General features: G+C 36.7%; 18 protein-coding genes and 1 tRNA gene. 2 read left to right on the top strand and 17 right to left on the bottom strand.

The genetic code is table 11. The features are described from left to right. From gcvH (ACMCNP_RS00240) to ACMCNP_RS00195, 10 genes are all read right to left on the bottom strand, one after another. Positions 1–447, bottom strand: coding sequence for a glycine cleavage system protein GcvH (gcvH, locus tag ACMCNP_RS00240; protein ID WP_419312204.1), 447 nt, complete (start codon positions 445–447; stop codon positions 1–3). Between the two features lie 35 nt (positions 448–482). Further along, positions 483–920, bottom strand: coding sequence for a glycine cleavage system protein GcvH (gene gcvH, locus ACMCNP_RS00235; protein WP_419312201.1), 438 nt, complete (start codon positions 918–920; stop codon positions 483–485). Positions 921–1078: 158 nt separating this feature from the next. Beyond that, positions 1079–1477, bottom strand: a complete 399-nt coding sequence (locus ACMCNP_RS00230; RefSeq protein WP_419312198.1) for an ArsR/SmtB family transcription factor — start codon at positions 1475–1477, stop codon at positions 1079–1081. 151 nt (positions 1478–1628) lie between these two features. Next, positions 1629–2390: an enoyl-CoA hydratase/isomerase family protein gene (locus ACMCNP_RS00225; protein WP_419312195.1), complete on the bottom strand. Its 762-nt coding sequence runs from the start codon at positions 2388–2390 to the stop codon at positions 1629–1631. A 23-nt stretch (positions 2391–2413) separates the two neighbouring features. Continuing rightward, positions 2414–5605: an efflux RND transporter permease subunit gene (locus ACMCNP_RS00220; protein WP_419312193.1), complete on the bottom strand. Its 3192-nt coding sequence runs from the start codon at positions 5603–5605 to the stop codon at positions 2414–2416. A gap of 47 nt (positions 5606–5652) precedes the next feature. After that, positions 5653–6723 (bottom strand): efflux RND transporter periplasmic adaptor subunit, encoded by a 1071-nt coding sequence (locus tag ACMCNP_RS00215; protein WP_419312191.1) that lies wholly within the window; start codon positions 6721–6723, stop codon positions 5653–5655. A 147-nt stretch (positions 6724–6870) separates the two neighbouring features. After that, a complete protein-coding gene (locus ACMCNP_RS00210) occupies positions 6871–8085 on the bottom strand; it encodes a type II secretion system F family protein (protein WP_419312189.1) in 1215 nt (404 codons plus the stop codon). A gap of 62 nt (positions 8086–8147) precedes the next feature. Then, on the bottom strand, positions 8148–9905 hold the full coding sequence (locus tag ACMCNP_RS00205) for a GspE/PulE family protein (protein ID WP_419312186.1): 1758 nt from the start codon (positions 9903–9905) through the stop codon (positions 8148–8150). A 57-nt stretch (positions 9906–9962) separates the two neighbouring features. Further along, positions 9963–10760 carry a type I 3-dehydroquinate dehydratase gene (locus tag ACMCNP_RS00200; RefSeq protein ID WP_419312184.1) on the bottom strand — a complete coding sequence of 266 codons (798 nt, stop codon included), beginning with the start codon at positions 10758–10760 and terminating at the stop codon, positions 9963–9965. After that, entirely contained in the window at positions 10760–10975 is a 216-nt protein-coding gene (locus ACMCNP_RS00195) for a 2-hydroxymuconate tautomerase (protein WP_419312182.1), read from the bottom strand. Before ACMCNP_RS00195 ends, ACMCNP_RS00200 begins: the two co-directional genes overlap by 1 nt. Positions 10976–11121: 146 nt before the next feature. Between ACMCNP_RS00195 and ACMCNP_RS00190 the strand changes: the two genes are divergently transcribed. Continuing rightward, positions 11122–12813, top strand: a complete 1692-nt coding sequence (locus ACMCNP_RS00190; protein ID WP_419312179.1) for a methyl-accepting chemotaxis protein — start codon at positions 11122–11124, stop codon at positions 12811–12813. A 175-nt stretch (positions 12814–12988) separates the two neighbouring features. Here the strand turns inward: ACMCNP_RS00190 and ACMCNP_RS00185 are convergent, their stop codons facing one another. From ACMCNP_RS00185 to ACMCNP_RS00155, 7 genes are all read right to left on the bottom strand, one after another. Continuing rightward, complete coding sequence (locus tag ACMCNP_RS00185) at positions 12989–13429, bottom strand: hypothetical protein (protein ID WP_419312176.1); 441 nt, start codon at positions 13427–13429, stop codon at positions 12989–12991. Positions 13430–13555: 126 nt separating this feature from the next. Then, on the bottom strand, positions 13556–13687 hold the full coding sequence (locus tag ACMCNP_RS00180; RefSeq protein ID WP_419312173.1) for a hypothetical protein: 132 nt from the start codon (positions 13685–13687) through the stop codon (positions 13556–13558). A 46-nt stretch (positions 13688–13733) separates the two neighbouring features. Next, entirely contained in the window at positions 13734–13904 is a 171-nt protein-coding gene (locus ACMCNP_RS00175) for a hypothetical protein (protein ID WP_419312170.1), read from the bottom strand. A 192-nt stretch (positions 13905–14096) separates the two neighbouring features. After that, positions 14097–15530 (bottom strand): oligosaccharide flippase family protein, encoded by a 1434-nt coding sequence (locus ACMCNP_RS00170; RefSeq protein WP_419312167.1) that lies wholly within the window; start codon positions 15528–15530, stop codon positions 14097–14099. A 271-nt stretch (positions 15531–15801) separates the two neighbouring features. After that, on the bottom strand, positions 15802–16347 hold the full coding sequence (locus tag ACMCNP_RS00165) for a DUF2079 domain-containing protein (RefSeq protein WP_419312164.1): 546 nt from the start codon (positions 16345–16347) through the stop codon (positions 15802–15804). A gap of 38 nt (positions 16348–16385) precedes the next feature. Continuing rightward, positions 16386–16733 carry a glycosyltransferase family protein gene (locus ACMCNP_RS00160; RefSeq protein WP_419312161.1) on the bottom strand — a complete coding sequence of 116 codons (348 nt, stop codon included), beginning with the start codon at positions 16731–16733 and terminating at the stop codon, positions 16386–16388. Between the two features lie 529 nt (positions 16734–17262). Then, positions 17263–17338: transfer RNA gene (locus ACMCNP_RS00155), tRNA-Asn, on the bottom strand. Between the two features lie 514 nt (positions 17339–17852). Here ACMCNP_RS00155 and ACMCNP_RS00150 point away from each other — a divergent pair. Next, positions 17853–18603, top strand: a 751-nt coding sequence (locus ACMCNP_RS00150; RefSeq protein WP_419312158.1) for a hypothetical protein, incomplete at its 3' end; no start/stop codon positions are given.

Here is an 18603-nt window from a genome sequence, read left to right as displayed (position 1 = left end):
TTATCTCTTTTTACAAATTATATCTTCTTCCTCAAGTTTTTTTGTATATGCGCTGACAGCCTCTTTGCCGGTTATAAAGGAATTTATATCCGATGCAGATTCTTGAAGAGGTCTTAATTTTGCTATCCATCCCCTGCCGTATGGGTCTAAATTAATAATATGCGAATCTTTTTCCAATTCCTCGTTTACCTCTACTATCTCACCCGTAAAAGGCACAGAAAACGGACCCACGTATTTGCCGCTCTCTATCGTAGCGGCGCTTTTACCCTTTTTAATAACTCTGCCTACGGCTTTAACCTCTGCATAGATAATCTTTCCGGCTAAAGATTGAGCGGGGTCGGTCATACCTACGGTAACGGTTCCGTCGTCGTTTTTTCTACCCCAAACATGATTTTCTATATCGTAATATAAATCTTCCGGAATATCACATTTATTAAAAATAGCCATTATATGCCTCCCGATCCAATCTTATATTTTAAAAATTATTCGCATTTAATTCCATCGGCTTCTATCTTTTTTTTGTAGGCTTCTACCGCTTCTTTTCCGATAAGAAGGTTTTTCTTATCCTCTTCGATGTTATCGGCCTTAATTTTACAAACCCAGCCCTTTCCGTAAGGATCTGAATTTATAATGGAAACATTTTCAACAACTTCATCGTTCACCGCGACTATTTCGCCGGAAAATAGAGCCGGCACTGGACCCACGTATTTGCCGCTTTCTACCGTTGCTACGGACTTTAGCTGTGCGATTTTACGTCCGACTTTTTTTGGAGTAATATATAAAAGCTTACCGGCTAAACTCTGTGCAACGCTGGTCATACCTACAGTAACGGTTCCGTCGTCTTCAAGTTTTCCCCACACATGTTTTTCTACGCTGTAATAGAGATCTTCCGGAATATCGCATCCATTAACTTTCGACATAATAAATTTTCCCCCTTGCTTAATCATTTAATTAACTTTTGTTCTAATAATACCTATAACTTTCCACTATCCTCAGGTATGCCGAACTCAGGCATATCTTTGCCTGCATTAGCACGGAAATGCCTTCTTTGCGCAAGCATCGTCGTTTCAGACATTCTCTACTTGCAATTTTGCGACAATACTAAATCGGCATTGTTGTTAGATTCGCAAAAGCCGTCATCGAATAATTTTAAGTCGCTGAACTCTTCGGCATCTTTTATTTCTTTGATGTCCTTAATAAGATGCCTCATTTTTGAATTTGCCAGATAGTATAGAAGTTTATTGCCGACTCTCTTGCAATCTACCATTCGAGTGTTTCTTAAAACGGCTAAATGCTGGGAAATATTGGATTGAGTTTTATCGAGGGCAGAAGATATATCGTTTACGCTAACCTCTTCGCCTTCAACTATACATAGGATTCCAAGCCTTATAGGATTAGATAAAAGCTTAAAAATATAAGCCAATTCTTTACATTTTCTGTTCAGACTATCGTCGCCGATACACAATTTCTTTCCCATTTTTTATTTTTTTCAGATGCAATACATAACGATTACGTGTATATTCTGAGTGTAGAATATACCAATTTGGATACGATTGTCAAGTAAAAACCGGGGACTAAAAATGTCTGTTTTTCGTCGATATAAAAATAAATCCAATCTAATAGTGTAATTACAGGATATGATCGTTAAAATTGTTCACGGATATCTTCCAGTCTTTTCCGTTAGCTAAAAGTTCGGAAAAAGCCTCACCTACCGAAAATTTATTATTTTTAATATAATTATTCCATAAATCGACAAAAAACTTTTTTTTAAGCCTCAAAGAGTCTACGGATAATTCCTTAAAGGTATTTAAGAAATCCCCTGTTCCTTCATTTATCCCGTCTTTTCCAAATAAATCGGTTAAATAGTTAAATCTGTACATATCCTCGGCAGAGTAATTTTTAGAACTCAATATCATCTCCTGCGCCTTTTGGACGCCGATTAAAAATGCCAATCTTAAGGCGGTATAAGAAGAAGATAATATTCCGTATCTAGACGATATATCGGCAAAAACGGCAGTTTTTGCGGCAAGTCTAAAATCACACGAAGAAACGATATCCAAACCTATACCGCTTACAAATCCGTCAATAACACATACGACCGGCACAGGGGATTCTACGATATGCCTCGCCATCGTATTTAATATTGTTATGTAGTATCTCGCACCGTCTTTATCTAAACCGGCAATATCTTTTATTCTCGGTCCGGTTGCAAAAAAACCCCTGTTTGAGCTCTTTATTAATATCGCTTTTAAATCCAATTCCTCATCGAGATGTCTTTTGAATATTTTGATCAATTCGTTAATCTCTGCTATATCAAACGTATTTCTTTCGCCGAGATCTATTTCTATCTGTCCTATACAACTGTTCTTACAATCAAATCTTATCGGCATAGGTACTCCCTTATAATATGTTGTTATAAATTATCGTGAACGTCTTCCTTGCGCCATCTCCTACCCTCTATAATATAATAAAGTATCGGAATAACCACTAATGTCAATATTGTAGAGGCAAACATCCCGAAAATAAGCGCCCATGCAAGACCGTTCCATACGGGATCGGTTACAAGTATCATAGAGCCGAATATAACCGCAAGCGCCGTTATTATAATCGGTCTTGCCCTCATGGTTCCGGCTTCTACAAGAGCATCGATAATATTGTATCCTTCTTTTTTCCTTTCGTTGATAAATTCTAACAGCAGTAACGAATTTCTTATAACTATCCCTGAAAGGGCTATTACGCCTATCATAGACGTAGCAGTAAAGTATGTCCCCGTTATGGAGAACCCCGGCATTATGCCTATCATTTCAAGCGGTATTGCGCCCATAAGCACCACCGGGACTATAAATGAGCCGGTATAGCCGACTAACAGTATATATATAAGCAGTATGGCGACGCCCATAGCCGCGCCGAGCTGAGAGAAAACCTTAAGGGTAATATGCCATTCTCCACCCCATTCTATGTGATAACCCCTTGGAAGCGGATGTTTAAAAAAATGCAAAATAAGATCTAAATTAGCATACATCGGACTTCTGTTTATAACATTGCCATAAACGTAAACAACGGGTTTTAAGTCTCTTTCATAAATCATATTACGCAAATAGCCGTTTTTTATTTTGACCAAGGAGTTTAACGGCACCAATTTTTTTGCATAAGGCGCATATATCCATATGCTTGACAACATACCTGCGTTTATCCTGAACGAAGGGGGCATCCTCAGGAATATACCCTCCTGGTGCAAACGGTCATTCTTATGAATAGTCCCTATATTCATACCATTATTTAAAAGATAAAGCGTTTGAGCTATCATTTCGGATGTAATACCGAGCATAGATGCTTTATCTCTGCGTATTATAATCATAACCTTTTTAATTCTTTTTTTATAAGAAGAGTTTACGTCTGTTATTCCCTTAGTTTTTTTCATCTTTGCCTCGACAATTCGAGCGAGTTTTTCCTGCTCTCCATAATTTCTTCCGTAAATTCTTGCAACTATCGTAGCCTTTACTGGAGGTCCAGGAGGGCTTTCCAGAACCTTAACAACGGCATGATACTCTTTGCCTATTTTATGAACCACCGGTAGCACTTTTAAGACAAGCTCATGCGACGATACGTTTCTTTTATCCTTATTGATCAAATTTACTCGTATTTCGGAATACCAGCTTGCATTTCTAAAGTTGGAACCCCTTAAAAGTCCCGAAAAATCAACAACAGAATGCGTCCCTACCGTAACAATATAATTTTTTACCTGTTTAATCCGCTTTAAATAATTTACGATTCGCATAGTTGCTATATTTGTTTTTTGAAATGTAGAGCCGGGTTGCATATTCACCGTTACTAAAAAGGTATTGGTATTTGATACGGGAAGCATTTTAAACTTAACTATTTTAAAAGCCGGCAAAGCCATGGAAGAAATAAATAAAAATATTATTACCAATATAAAAATATATCTTTTCTTTTTGCTTAAAAGAAGAGGGGTTAATATTTTGGCGTATAAACCCTTTTTATTGCCCCTTTTTTGTTCTATAGATTCTTTTTTTCGAAGAAGCGCTATCCCCTTTTTATTGGCCATAAGTTTAAGATAAAACCAGGGTACTATAGTAAGCGCGACAAACAGAGAAACTATCATAGCTATAGGTACATTAAGAGGAATAGGCCTCATGTACGGACCCATCATTCCAGTAACGAACAGCATAGGGATAAATGAAACTATAACGGCTAGAGTTGCAAAAAAATTAGGGTTCCCTATTTCGTTTACGCCGAGGACGGCATAGCCCGGCAGTATATTTCTTTTTCGCGAAAAGACTCGTTCTATATTATCTATAACGACGACGACATTATCCACTAAAAGACCCAGCGAAAGAATCAGCGCGAATAAAGTAATTCTGTTCAACGTTTGATGAAACAGGAAGACAATACCCAATGTAAGCAGTAACATTATGGGAATAGTAAAGGCAACGATGAATGCTTCTCTCCAGCCCAATATCAGCAGCAGAAGCACTATGATAATAATAATGCTCACCCCTAAATGAAAAAGCAACGTATTTACCGCATCGTTTGCCTTTTTTCCGTGGTTTCTCGTTACCGTATAATAAACGCCCGCCGGCAGACTCGTTCTTACTATTTTATGAAACTTTGCGAGTACGTTATCTACGACTGTAACCGCGTTTTTCCCCTGTCTTTTTGCGATGGCTATGGTCACCGCCGGATAAATACCCTTAGCTCCGGTTATTATCTTATCGCCGCTTTCAAACTCTCTATAATACTCGCCTAAGCCGAACTCAGACAAAAAGTTGGAGGGCTCATACGCATATTTTACGGTTGCTACGTCTCTCAAGTAAACCGGTTTTCCGTTATGAACGGATATAATAAAATTTTTAACGGAATTTATGTGATAAAAATACCCACCTGCCGTTAAAAATGCCTTTTTATTATTGTTTTTAAGGAAACCGGCGAACAGTTCTACGTTCGTTTCTTTGAGCTCTCGTGCTATCATCAGCGGAGAAACGTTATAGGCTGCCATCTTTATCGGATTAAGATAAACATTTAACCGCTTATATTTTGCGCCGTTTAAAAAGGTAACGCCGGTTCCGTGAACAGAGTCTAATCTGCTTAAAATCCTATTTGCCACGGTAGTAAGGAAACCTGCACCATATTTTTTACTCCATAGCGTAATATCCAATATGGGAACATGGTTTACGTCGATTGGCTTAATTATGGGTCTCATTACCCCTTTGGGAATTTCGTCAAGATTGGAGAAGACCTTATTGTATAAATCGACGAGGCTTTTATCCCTGCTTGCGTTTACATGAAACTGTACGGTAACAATGGATTCCGAGTTCATGGATATAGAGTAAACATGCTTGACCCCGGGTATCTGCCACATCTTTCTCTCTAACGGCTTCGTTACTAAATTTTGAACCTCTTTTGCGTTTGCCCCCGGAAATCTGACTATAACGTTTGCCGCCGGAACTATAATTTGAGGATTATACTGCCTCGGTGTAAGCAATATAGCTACTGCGCCGAAGCATATGATAAATATAATCAGCAAAAGCGTTATCTTATTCTCTATGAAATATTCTGCAATCTTACCGTTAAAATTTTTATCCATCTATCCAAAAAACTCCTTATTTTATATGGTCGGCAACATTTGATGTATTAATTCAGTTTCGGCGTTACACGGCTGCCGGCGGTAATCTCATTTAAATTGCTCGTTATTACAGTCATTCCGGGAGTTAATCCGTTTAAAACTATAACAAATTTTTTATTATAAACACTACCCCTGCTCACCGGCTGGAAAATAACCTCTCCCGCCCCGGTCGCGACATAAACGCCCCATATGCCGAGTCGCTTTAATACGGCATTTTTTGGTATTAGAATAACCTTTTTACTGCCTATTTTAAAATTTGCAATGCCGTACATCCCCGGCATTAATCCTAAATTTCTATCCCCCGTTATACCTATCCTTACTAAAATAGAGTGAGAATAACGACCGGCAGATCTTACGACGGATATGATTCTCCCTACGACCGAGCCCTTAACTGCCGTAAAATTTAATTTAACCGACTCATTTCGTCTTAATTTATTATAATATTTGACATTTACGTATGTTTCAAATTCTAATTCTTTAATGCCGCGAACTGTCAAGAGCGTCTCGCCGGGGCTTACAAGGTCGCCGATATAAACTTTTTTTTGAGTTATAACGCCATTTATGGGGGAATATATATTTATATAATTCAAATAACTATGCGCTTCGTTCAAATCGGCTTTTGCGACATTATACCGCATAAACGTATTATCATAGGTCTGCTTTGAAACATAATTTTCTCCATACAGTTTTTTAATCCTATCGTATGTTTTTTTTGCATTTAAAAACCCGGCTTTTGCGGCATGATATTTAGACATTATTTCGGGAGCGCTCAATTTTAAAAGCAACTGCCCCTTAAGAGCCGTTTGCCCGTTATGTACGTTTTCAAATATTACATAGCCCATTATATGCGCCGATATTGCGGTGTTACTTAGCGATTTCACGTTTCCGGGAGATTTAAGGTAATTAGATACGAGTTTATACTTCGTCCTAACGGCTTTTACTTTCAATCCCGTTTTTGCCGTGCCGGATAGATAAGACTTTTTAGCACATCCGCTTAACGACAATGATATTAATGTAAATGCCGCCACAGTTAAAAAAGCATAAAAAATACCCCTTATTTTTTTTTTCGATGAATCCATTTTTCACTCCCTAATATGATATAAAAAATATCAAATTGCATATATCTATATATCTATATATATGATTATTAATATATTGCATATGGTATCATTTTTATACATTTCAAGTCAACATTTTTTATGACAAAAATCCTTAATCCGGGTAAATCAACCCTGTTTTGCAAAATTTATTACGTCTATTATAGGAAGGTAAATCGCCAGCGCGAGAAACAGCACCATTCCGAAGATTATCGTTAAAAGAGCAGGCTCTATGCTCGCTTGAAGGATACTTAATTGATGGTCCAAATCTTCGTCGAAGTAATCGGCTACCTTGGTAAGCATCTCGTCGATATGCCCGGTTTCTTCTCCTACACTCACCATCTGAATCACTATACCGGAAAATATTTTTGAATTTTTAAAACTGGTCGTAATGGACTCTCCCCTTATGACATCGGATTGTATTTCGTCGATCTTGTTCGTAAAAAATTTATTATTTACGGCATCCCTGATAAGCTCAAACGACCTGTTTATCGGAAGTCCGCTCTGGAATAAAAGTCCGAAAATTCTGGTAAACCGGCTCATCATGGACTTATAAAAAATGCCGCCGAATATAGGTATTTTCAGCTTATGCTCGTCCCACCACAACCTGCCTCCGGATGAACCCATGTATAATTTTACCCCGACAATAAGCGCAAACGCAGCGCCCAAAATTATATACCAGTAATTTACGAAAAAGCCGGATATAGCAACAAGGACTCTTGTCTCTAATGGAAGGGGTACGTTAAAACTCCTATAAAGCATAGCAAATTTAGGTATTACGAACCCCACTAAAATCACTACCGCAATTATAATCGCCGATAAAACTATCTTGGGATAAAAAGTGGCGCTTTGCACCTTTGCTTTTACCGCCATATCTTTTTCCATCAGAAGGGCGAGCCTTACGAGTACGTCATACAAAAAACCGCTATTTTCGCCTACTTCAACCATATTTACGTAAATTTCGGTAAAAACATTCGGATGTTTAGAGAGACTTTTATAAAGCGTCTGACCGCTTTCCACATCCCGTTTCACTTCCGACAGAACATTTTTGAGTTTTCTGTTTTCGGTAAATTCTATGAGCGAATCAAGACTTCTTGTCAGGGGCACGCCGGATTGATATAGCGTAGCTAATTGTCTGGAAAATATAATTACGTCCTTTTTAGAAATCCTTTGAAAAGCAGGAAAAACGTCTCCCCATGAAAAACTCATCGCTTCTTCCACCGAAATAGGGATAAGCCTCAAGTCTTCTATTTGTTTTTCTGCCGAGATAGAAGAAACCGACTCTATTTTTCCGACTACAAGTTTACCCTGCCTATCCCTTGCTCTGTAATTATATATAGCCATATAAGAACATAACCTTATTTTAAATAATAATAAATATTATAATACAAATAGCTCGTCCAAGTCTAAATATTTTGCGTAGCCTGAAAAACCTCTTCGAGAGTCGTAATCCCATTTATAACCTCTTTAATGCCCGCCATTCGCAAGGGAACGAACCCGTTTTTTATAGCAGCGCTACGCATTTGCGAGGTATCCGCTTTCTCAATTATTAATTTTTGAATACTTCTGTCTAGTATTAAAATTTCCCGTATACTCAATCTTCCGTAAAAGCCCGTTCCTCTACACAGGCTGCACCCGACCTCTTTGTAAAATTTAAAATTGCCGCCGACGGGAAGACCTATGTCTTCGATTAGTTTTTGATCCGGCAAGTAGGGTTGTTTACAGTTATCGCAAAGTCTTTTGACCAACCTCTGCCCGATTATTCCCTCAATAGAAGAAGAGATTAAAAAAGGTTCTATTCCCATATCGACTAATCTTGAGATGGCGTTTAAAGAATCCTGTGTATGAAGCGTAGAAATCACGAAATGACCGGTCAATGCAGCCTGAATAGCAATCCTTGCCGTCTCCTCATCCCTTATTTCACCGACAAAAATAATATCAGGGTCCTGTCTTAAGACCGACCTTAAGGCATTAGTAAATCCAAGCCCGCCCTTTTTATTTACTTCTATCTGGTTGACGTATTTTATTTTATACTCTACAGGGTCTTCTACGGTAACAATGTTTTTATTTATAGTATTAAGCTCGACGATTATAGAATACGCCGTCGTTGTTTTGCCGGAACCGGTCGGACCGGTAATCAAAAATAGTCCGTATTTTTTACGGATTATTTGTAAAATTTTTTCTTTTTCATTTTTATCAATGGACAGTTTAGAAATCTTAAGGACATTGGAAGATTTATCTAATAGCCTCAGAACCGCCTTCTCTCCGTTTATGGTCGGAACTACGGAAACCCTGATGTCCATAGCCTTTCCCCCTATATTTATATCAAACCTTGAATCTTGGGGATTTCTTTTTTCGGCAATATCCATATTTGCCATTATCTTTATTCTTGCGATAACCGGACCGAAAAAATGCAACGAGATTTTTTTTGCTTCGAAAAGATCTCCGTCAACCCTTTCCCTCACGATAATTTCATCTTCAAGAGGTTCTATGTGTATGTCTGAAGCCCTATTTTTAGAAGCAGATAATATTATGTCGTTTACAAGTTTAATAATATTAATATCTTCGGATTCAAGAATTTCTTTAACCGCAACGGCAGACGGTTGAGGGAGCGGAGGCAATAAGGAACGCGCGCCCGCACCGATATTATTCGCAGTAAACGCTACATCTCCATGAATAGTACTTTGGCCTTTTCCTGTTTTAGACACGTCCTTGGCTATCCATATAAAATTAATAGCTTCAACGATCTCGGCATCTTTCGCTAAAATTATTTCTATATCGCGACTTATATTTCTTTTTAATGCATCCGTTGCAAACACGTTTAAAGGGTCGGATAATGCAACGGTAAGAATACCGTCTGACAGGCTTATCCCTATCATTTTAAACTGCCTTGAAAGAGCTTCGGGTATAAGTTTGCCGATTGCAGGGTCTATTATTATTTTAGACAGGTCTATTTTTTTTAATCCAAGCTGCGATGAAAGAGCATCCAATATATTGTCTTCCGAAAGTATTCCGAGAGATATCAATGCGCGACCTAATCTTAAGTGCCGCCCCCTTCCTTCCGCAAGGGCGGTTTCGAGCTGCGTGGGGTTCAATAATCCCTCTTCTATGAGTATCTCCCCTAACTTTTTAGTCTTGGAGAAGTTATTGATTATTATGCCCATTTTTATTACGCTCCTTTTGCATTCGGCTGCCCGGAATATGGTTTCGCCTCTCCCACATTAAGAACTTAATGCATGTGCGCATTTCATTATGTTGCCAAAATCTTCCGCTTCCGTTTGACCGGGAGCCGTGGCCCCGTAAGGCGAAGAGCAATATGCAAGATATGAACCGTAAATTAAGGAAAGGGCCCTCGTAATTTTGCCCTTTTCGCCCATGCCGAAAACGATAAATTCCGGAAAAGAATCCGCATCAGTCATTTTTATCGAATGAAGCGTCCGGTTTTTTTCTAAAACACAGGGAACATCGCTTTCCGAAATAACCGTATCCGCAAGTTTAAAATAATCTGCGCCCAAATAAAGTGAATCTATATAAAACCTTATTGCAGTCGGCAAATCCACCTGCCCGCCAAAGTCGTGCACAGAAAGAATAACTTTTGAATTTTTTGAATGGGCAAAATCCACGAAATTTCTCGTAATATGTCTTTCCGATATGTCTAATTCCGTATCGCAAATGTCTATACCCAATTCTACAACCGATTTTAAAAATCTTATCCTTCCAAGGTCGTTACTTATCCCGTTTTTTTGCTGCCTTTTGAATATAGATGTCACACGGTTGACGTTAAAGCCGGCACTTCTGTTCGTTCCTATAGTTTTAATGCCCATATCCTTTGCGTAAGAAATCAGTTTGCCGACCTTCCCTAAAACAATCGGATCGTCAAACTTATCTGCATCAGCCGTTTCTTTAATCGTATCAAATCTAAACTCTACGAATTTTACATTCTTACTTTTTGCATAATCTACAACGGCATATATGTCGTTAAGTTCGAGATTCCCGACAGAAATACAGATCCTCGGCATTATTCTCCCCCGTTTTTTTTATTTTTTTTAATCTTTTCGCATGCCGTTTCTTCGCCAAATCCCCACTCGTCGGAAGGAAACTCTTCAACTACCGTCCAGACGTTTTCTTTGTTTATGCCGAGGCTTTCCGACACACTCTTGGCAACCGATTTAATAAGATTTTTCTTCTGTTCCTTCGTTCTTCCTTCAAGCATTTTAATGGACACAAACGGCATATTCCCTCCTGAAACATCTTTAAGTTAAGTTCTTAAAAATTATAACAAATATAATATTTTTAGACAATTTTAATTTTATTCATTGATTTTAACCAATCGGTTTATTATAATTTAAATAAATTATTAAATGAATATGGAGAAATACTATGCTTGTAACATTAAAATCAAAGCTCTATTTTCTTATGGCAATCTGTTTTATTTTTATTCTCGCTGTCAGTTTAATGCTTATTTACTATAATAATACCTTAAAAAGAGAAACCGTTAACATGAATATAATCTCCAGAATGACAGGCAATATTAAAGACATACGGGGTAATCTCTTGCGGATTATACTTTTGTCCCGCATAAAAACGCTAAAAGTTAACGGAATAAAATCCAAAAAAACAAGGGCTGAGATAGAAAAAATTTACAATACGAAAATAATAAAATTGGCAGGCGATTCAATGCCGGAATTTCTTAACGTAGGCAACGCATTAACAGGTTATACTAAAGGGTTTGAAAATGTTGGAGCCGCATCTGTTTTTGGAGTCCCTAAATCGGAATTGCATAAGTTTTCGTCTAAAAAAATGACGACCCTGCTTGGGGGGCTGAATAGCAACTATTATATCATGAAACCGATGGTCCAGAGGCTTTTGAGATATCCCTTATTATGGGGTGCAACGATGAGTCCGACATATCTTAGGAATAACCTTGATCCGATGACTGCTCAAATAAATAAAATATATAGCTCGGTCCAACAGTCTTATTACGGCAGAATCAAATTGTTAGATTACATTTTCATCGCGTTCCCTATCTTATTCTTGATATGCGCTATTATAATTACGTTATATTTTAAAAATACTCTTCTAAGAGTATTAGATATCGTCAACGATAAAATCAAACAGATCGCCTCCGGCGACCTTACTTCTAAGATAGAAATATCCGGCGTTCATAAAGAGAGCGAAATCGGCATTATTATCGAACAGGTAAACATCTTAGTCGATTCGCTGTCTAAGCAGGTCAAGGGCATTATTGACACGTCCGACTCTTTGAGTTCTCAATCCGAAGAACTGAATGCATCTTCTAAAGAATTTGAAGAAACTATAGGGCAAATGAGGGAGAAGGCTTTATACATAATAGAATCTATTAAACAGATGTCCATTGCAATTATTGAGGTGGCTAAAAATTCTTCCTCCTCTGCACAAAAAGCGGAAGAAACGGAACAGGTTGTGGATTACGGTACTAAATCCGTTAAAGAGGTCGCCAACGAAATGAAAAACATTGAGCAAACGGTCTCTGCCGTTTCAGATACGATAACGGAACTCGGTACCTCATCCGTACATATAGGAGAAATCATAAACGTAATAAATGATATAGCCGATCAGACCAATCTCCTTGCTTTAAACGCCGCAATAGAAGCGGCAAGAGCTGGAGAACAGGGAAGGGGTTTTGCGGTAGTAGCCGACGAAGTAAGAAAACTTGCCGAAAGAACCACTAAGGCAACGAAGGAAATAGAATCTAAAATATCAAGCATACAAAGAAACACTCAAGATGCCGTTAATTCTATGCAAAAAGGAAAACAGGAGGTTTCCAACGGAGCTGAAATAGCCGCCAAATCGGCTAAAACAATATCCGACATAAATATTTTAATGTCTAAACTCAAGGAAATGATTACGCAAATTGCAACCGCTTCCGAAGAGCAGTCTCAAGTCAGCGAGGAGATATCTCTTTCATCGGAAGAAATAATTAAGGCGCAGGATAATGCACAGGCAGGATCCAGGCAGGTTATCGCTTCATCGGAAGAACTTGCAAGAATGGCGGTTATTCTATCCGATACAGTAAAGGTTTTTAAAGTTTAAATAAAAATAAAAATTAGCCGATTTCTTGATTTTTTAAATTTTATGCCTTATAATTAAAATAGATACGGGTTTTATATTTTATAATAACTCATTTATCGGTCGTTTTGTTCCGTTTGTTTTCATAATTTGGGACAGAATAATTGCCGAATGTGATGTCCTCCTAACCTGCCGGCCATCAACAACTACTTCCGGCAGGTTCTCTTCTATAAGGTTGCGTCTCTATTACGCTAATTTCTTTTACCTCGTCCGGTTGCCCCGCGCATACCACAAGAACTACGGTTTTGATATTAACTAAGGCGGCATGAGAATGTCCTTCTGGATTTAATATGTAATCTTCGGGAAGCAATCTCTGCTCTCCGTTCCTGAGGCAGTACCCGCCTTCAAGTATATAGACATGTTCGTCCGAACGGGCAACGGCCACCGTTCTGATTATTTTTTCTTCGGGCGGGATAAATTTAATCAAATAGGCTATCCCCTTCCCGTTTTCAAGCCTATCGGTCAACCGTTTTATAAATACTATTTCTTTGTCGTCATACAATATATCTTTTCCGTAGATAGAACTTGCGGGAGTCCAACTTGTTTCGGGGGTTCGTATAAAAATGGCATCGGTTTTCATTTTTTCTCCAAAAAATTATATTTGCTTTATATCTCGTTATTTTATGCCGAATGTTACCGCAAACTTGTGGAATTTATACGCGCAGTCCGCATCTCTAAAGCAGGCATCTTTAAGCCGGTTTATCTGCTATTCTACCGTAGATCCCCTGTCTAATTTTAATCTTTCTTTAGCCCCGCCGAAGTTGTATTCGATATAATCACCTATTATATAATTTATGTTTTCGTTATCTGCAAATCTGGTTTTTGCTATATCTATCATCTCCGGTGATATATCGATGAGGGTTATATCGGAGTCGGGGTATTTTTCAAGAAGGAAGAAAGGAGGTCAATAAGCCTGCCCCCGCACCTATATCAAGAACTTTAAGCGCTCCGGATGCCTTATGAATTAAAGAAACAGATACGGAATAAAGGTCGTCAAAACACGGAATCAACTCCTTTCTAATGGAATCAGAAACATCCCTTATTTTTTCATTCATTTAACCCGTCTTCTTATTATAGAGTAATTAAGCCCCTAAGTTCAAGGGAAAAATGGTCGCTGAAATACATTAAGATTTTTAAACAGCGTCATCGACATAACTTCTGGCGGTTCATACAGTAAATCTATACCCGTAAAATTCCTTAATTTCACCCATTTTGAAGTGTCTTATCTTTCTGCATTAGAAACAACACTATATTTTTAAAATCCCTCTGATTTCGGCGATATCTTTTTTGTTTATTGTCTTTAAGGCAACCGACAAACCGGAATATATGATAATTCCGGCGATAACGCATACAATTAAATCGGGAAATATCATCTTGATAATGTCGACTAATAATGCCATTGTTGCCGATATAGCCAATACTTTTATAAAATTAATAATGTTAAACGATATTTTTTTTATATGCTTCAAGGAAAAGACTGCCAAGCTGCAGCACATTATAATTTCGATCGCAAGGCCGGATATTGCCCCGCCGTAGACCCCGTATTCTTTGATAAGTAAAAAAGAAATTATCAATCCTCCGACAGTTGTAAAAAATGCCGATAATATCAAACTTCTTCTATCGTTTAATGCCGTAAAAAAACCAAAAAATGCCGAGGATATGGAGACAAAGAATACCGACCATATCATAATTCTCATAAGTTCCGCACTAATTGTGAAATTACCCCCGAAAAGCTTCAAAATCAATAATTTGCTTATTACGAATCCCCCGAAACTAATGGGTATCGAAAATGTATAAGCAAATCTTATAAGCTCACCCATCATCGATGATTGTTTCTCTTTGTCATTTTTTTGTATAGCCTCTGAAATTATAGGAATAAAGGCTCCCGTAGTCAAATTAAATAATATAAAAATGAAAACAATAAGTCTGTTGGCTATATAATAAAAGCCGATGCCGCTATTGTCGGCAAATATTTTCAGGAACAAAACAGGAAAACTCGCATAAATGACGATAAAGCCGGAAACTACCCCGAACGGAACACCGTTTGAAATAAGATGTTTAAAATTATTTATACTGAAATTAAATTTAAAAATTTCTTTTATTCCGTTTAGAAATTTAGCCTGAATAGAAGCCGTTAGGAATGTGCCGATTAAAAAAAACAGCACGGCTATCATATAGTAATTCTTGTTCAGTACGAAAAGGAAAACGCCGGCAAGGTAAGTCAACTTCCCTACTAATACCGATAAGGATAAAATCTGATTTTGTCCTAATGCCTTTATCGCCCAGTTAAAATTAAAGGTATTTATCATCAGGGCAATCGATATCAATATCATCATATCTCTTTGAACTTGATCGAATTTAAATAAAACGGCAATGATAATCATTAATGCCGCAGATAATAATGCCGCTACGATATTGAACGAAAAGATATTTCCTATAATTTTATCCGCATTTACCTTATCCTTGGAAATCGCAGCTTCTCCGTATGCCGATAAACCGGAATCCGCAATAATAGCAAAATATCCGAGAAAAATCAGAGAAAAGGCATATTCTCCATATACCGAAGAGCCGAGTCTTTTTATTAAAACGATATTTATTACAAGTGCAAAAATACCTGAGATAAAAGTGGATATATAGAGCAATCCTAAATTTTTAATAAACCTTTGTTTGTTTGAATGCATTTGACGGCAAGTTTATTCATGCTACCTTTTAATTAATTATATTATCCTGCAAGAATGTTGTATAATTTTTTCGCGGCTTTTTCCCATGTAAATTTCTTAACTCTCATAAACCCTTTATTGATAAGATCCTTTTTTAATCCTTCGTTAAATGCAAGATTTTCTAATATATGAGAGATATGGATAAAACTTTTCTCCTACACCCTGAATTATATCTACATTATCATAGACCTGCAAAATGTATTCAAATAATTTATAGGATTATATTTTAATTTTATTTTATAACGTTATATTGTTCTTTAAGTTTTAAAATTGTGTTGCACCCTTTTTCATAAACGATATCGTATTTCCCGGAATATTTAAGAGAATTAAATTTATTTAATAACCTGGCATCTCTTATTTTATCATAAGGAATGAATCGACAAGAGGAAAAAACTACATAATCCGCGGATTTAATTCCGGCAGGAAATACGTTAATAACATAATGCTTGTAAAGCTGCGAACCGACAAAATTGGAAGCGGAAATCCAGTACTTCGATTTAATCCTCCTAAAAGCTTTTCTAAGGTCATTGGGATACATATTTTGTTCATACTTATAGTTTTCGAAATTGAAGATATTAGAGAATCTAAAATTTGTAATTGACGAATAGTTTTGAATTATGACAGATAATATTAATATCAGACCGACAAAAAATACGGCAAAGTATCTCTTGAACGGCTCGAAATCAGTTTTATCTATAAAGTTTACGGTATGTTTTATGCCGTAAACTGAAGCTAAAACGAAAAACGGAACAACAAAATATGAATATTGCAGAATCAAAAATGGCTCGGAATAATAAAAATGTCCGCCAGCTGTATTTATTTTTTGTCAAAAGCAAAAACCCTTAGACCCTTTAATGTGGGGTAACGCATATAATAATCTCTGCCGTACCAATAATCATCGTTATTGCCTCGTAGAACAAAATATTTAATATAATAATTTTTAATTATTTCTTTTAAAATATGTTTATTCGTAGTCCAGTATCTATAAAAATTTAATCTATCAAATTTGGTATCATCGGAGCTGCCGTCGTCAATAGCTAAAATTTCAAAAGAGAACCTAAACTTCTTAAATGTTCTATGCGCCCAAAGTAAATTGCCGTATATTTTTTTACTTTCATTGTAGCAGGGCATCAATATCGAAATTTTACCTTTGTATAATTTCATAAATTTTAAATACTGCGTTTATTTTGGATACCGGCTTTTGCTGAATTTTACTTATCAAAGCGCCTGCTAATTGCTTAGACCTTTGTTTCATGCTATTTTCGGCATATTTCTAATCAAGAGAATATCGCTATTTTAGCAAAACAAGAAACATATTAATAAACTGTTTTTAGCCAACCTATCATCACTATTACTTTATATCATTCTAAAATATAAACATTGTATCTATGTATCATAATTATTATTCGTTTGCAAGTCGTCGTTTATATCTATCTAAAAAAAACGTGTGACCATCCGCAAGATAGATAATAGTTATATGTATTTAAAAGCGTTTACTCTAAAAAGATTGGTAGATGATAAAATCTAAATTAAGGCAAAAAATGCGGCATGCATTAGAAGCGAAAATCAAATATTCATGACCTATCCTTTGCAACGCTTTATTAATGCTTCATATGATGCATATTTTTCTTGTAAGCATAATTTTAAGATTTATTGTAAAGTGACGGAAACGCTTATTTTTTGCGGTTTTAAATGGCTCCCCGAGACGGACTCGAACCGCCGACCCAGTGGTTAACAGCCACTTGCTCTGCCAACTGAGCTATCGGGGAATAGAGGTATAAGTTAAAACGACAAACAGTATAATTAAAATTAGACTGAATGTCAATGTTTTTTAATCTTGCGTTAAGCTTATTGTTAATGCCGGACAAAAACCCGAAGCAATACTCTCTGATAATCACCAAGATTTACGGTTCAAGCCTTGCATTAACGTTGGTATTAAGGAATTGCTATTACAAAAAGCTGTTGACGATTTTAATATCGCTTATGTTTTTTTAGCCTCAGCCCCTTGACCAATCTGTGCCGATCTATTTTCCCTATGACCCCGCCGCTTAATTCTACATTGCGGTATTCGGAAGTTTCAGTAAAACGGCGTCGGACCGAAATCCGAATGCTTTTATACAGCGATATAAAATGATTGCAGGGGTGATATTATTATTTTGGCAAATAAGGTTTATGCGAATGTTGACATTAATGAATATCATGATATTATATAAACAAATAATTTTCCCTTTTTGAAAATTAGAATTTGATTAAATTAATAAATTAATGTTAAAGGAGTCAATTATGAAAACAGTAAAATTTTTACAAATTCTTTTTATGGGTCTTATCGTTTCAGGAATTGTTTTTGTTGGGACATCTTACGGAACACCGACTAAAGTCACACATAAAATGATGATTAAACACAATGCAAAATTAAAATTAATGAAGTTAAAGCTATATATAAAAATACTTAATAAAGTAGGCAGTAACAAAGAGGCTGCCATGAAAGTTGCGAAAAAGTTCAATATGAATCCAATGCAATTTAAATCATATATGAAAAAAAATATTAAATTAGGAGATGCCGTTTTTATTAAGATGATTAAAGATAACGCTGTTAATAAAACAAAAATAAAGAATTTCATTAAAGAATATTTAAAAAACGACAATGCGATTTATCGGCTTAACGGTAACGAAACGAAGGTTAAAAATATGATTAAAGAAATGAGTAGTGCGGTCAAGCTAAAAGTAGTAAACGAGGTATATAAAGCCGAGACCGGAGTAACCGTCGACCATACTCTCTCCCTTACAGTTGATACTGTTAACGGGAATAGTAATTTAAGATTAGAAAATCATATGGCCGGTACCTATATGACTCATTCCATGCAAAGCCGAATGGGGCAGGTTAATACGACTCAGAGACAGATAAATCAGGTTAATACGACTCAGAGACAGATAAATCAGGTTAATACGACTCAGAGACAGATAAATCAGGTTAATACGACTCAGAGACAGATAAATCAGGTTAATACGACTCAGAGACAGATAAATCAGGTTA

The sequence above is a fragment of the Candidatus Acidulodesulfobacterium sp. H_13 genome (assembly GCF_048541835.1).
In the GTDB taxonomy this organism is placed as follows: Bacteria; SZUA-79; SZUA-79; order Acidulodesulfobacterales; family Acidulodesulfobacteraceae; genus QIJE01.
This window is presented reverse-complemented; position numbering and strand designations above follow the sequence as displayed.

What these genes read in the sequence shown, in the direction of transcription:
- ACMCNP_RS00215 (WP_419312191.1), bottom strand. Translation starts at nt 6,723, where the DNA reads ATGGATTCATCGAAAAAAAAAATAAGGGGTATTTTTTATGCTTTTTTA.
- ACMCNP_RS00170 (WP_419312167.1), bottom strand. Translation starts at nt 15,530, where the DNA reads ATGCATTCAAACAAACAAAGGTTTATTAAAAATTTAGGATTGCTCTAT.
- ACMCNP_RS00175 (WP_419312170.1), bottom strand. Translation starts at nt 13,904, where the DNA reads ATGAATGAAAAAATAAGGGATGTTTCTGATTCCATTAGAAAGGAGTTG.
- ACMCNP_RS00220 (WP_419312193.1), bottom strand. Translation starts at nt 5,605, where the DNA reads ATGGATAAAAATTTTAACGGTAAGATTGCAGAATATTTCATAGAGAAT.
- ACMCNP_RS00185 (WP_419312176.1), bottom strand. Translation starts at nt 13,429, where the DNA reads ATGAAAACCGATGCCATTTTTATACGAACCCCCGAAACAAGTTGGACT.
- ACMCNP_RS00210 (WP_419312189.1), bottom strand. Translation starts at nt 8,085, where the DNA reads ATGGCTATATATAATTACAGAGCAAGGGATAGGCAGGGTAAACTTGTA.
- ACMCNP_RS00190 (WP_419312179.1), top strand. Translation starts at nt 11,122, where the DNA reads ATGCTTGTAACATTAAAATCAAAGCTCTATTTTCTTATGGCAATCTGT.
- ACMCNP_RS00195 (WP_419312182.1), bottom strand. Translation starts at nt 10,975, where the DNA reads ATGCCGTTTGTGTCCATTAAAATGCTTGAAGGAAGAACGAAGGAACAG.
- gcvH (WP_419312201.1), bottom strand. Translation starts at nt 920, where the DNA reads ATGTCGAAAGTTAATGGATGCGATATTCCGGAAGATCTCTATTACAGC.
- gcvH (WP_419312204.1), bottom strand. Translation starts at nt 447, where the DNA reads ATGGCTATTTTTAATAAATGTGATATTCCGGAAGATTTATATTACGAT.
- ACMCNP_RS00230 (WP_419312198.1), bottom strand. Translation starts at nt 1,477, where the DNA reads ATGGGAAAGAAATTGTGTATCGGCGACGATAGTCTGAACAGAAAATGT.
- ACMCNP_RS00160 (WP_419312161.1), bottom strand. Translation starts at nt 16,733, where the DNA reads ATGAAATTATACAAAGGTAAAATTTCGATATTGATGCCCTGCTACAAT.
- ACMCNP_RS00225 (WP_419312195.1), bottom strand. Translation starts at nt 2,390, where the DNA reads ATGCCGATAAGATTTGATTGTAAGAACAGTTGTATAGGACAGATAGAA.
- ACMCNP_RS00180 (WP_419312173.1), bottom strand. Translation starts at nt 13,687, where the DNA reads ATGATAGATATAGCAAAAACCAGATTTGCAGATAACGAAAACATAAAT.
- ACMCNP_RS00200 (WP_419312184.1), bottom strand. Translation starts at nt 10,760, where the DNA reads ATGCCGAGGATCTGTATTTCTGTCGGGAATCTCGAACTTAACGACATA.
- ACMCNP_RS00205 (WP_419312186.1), bottom strand. Translation starts at nt 9,905, where the DNA reads ATGGGCATAATAATCAATAACTTCTCCAAGACTAAAAAGTTAGGGGAG.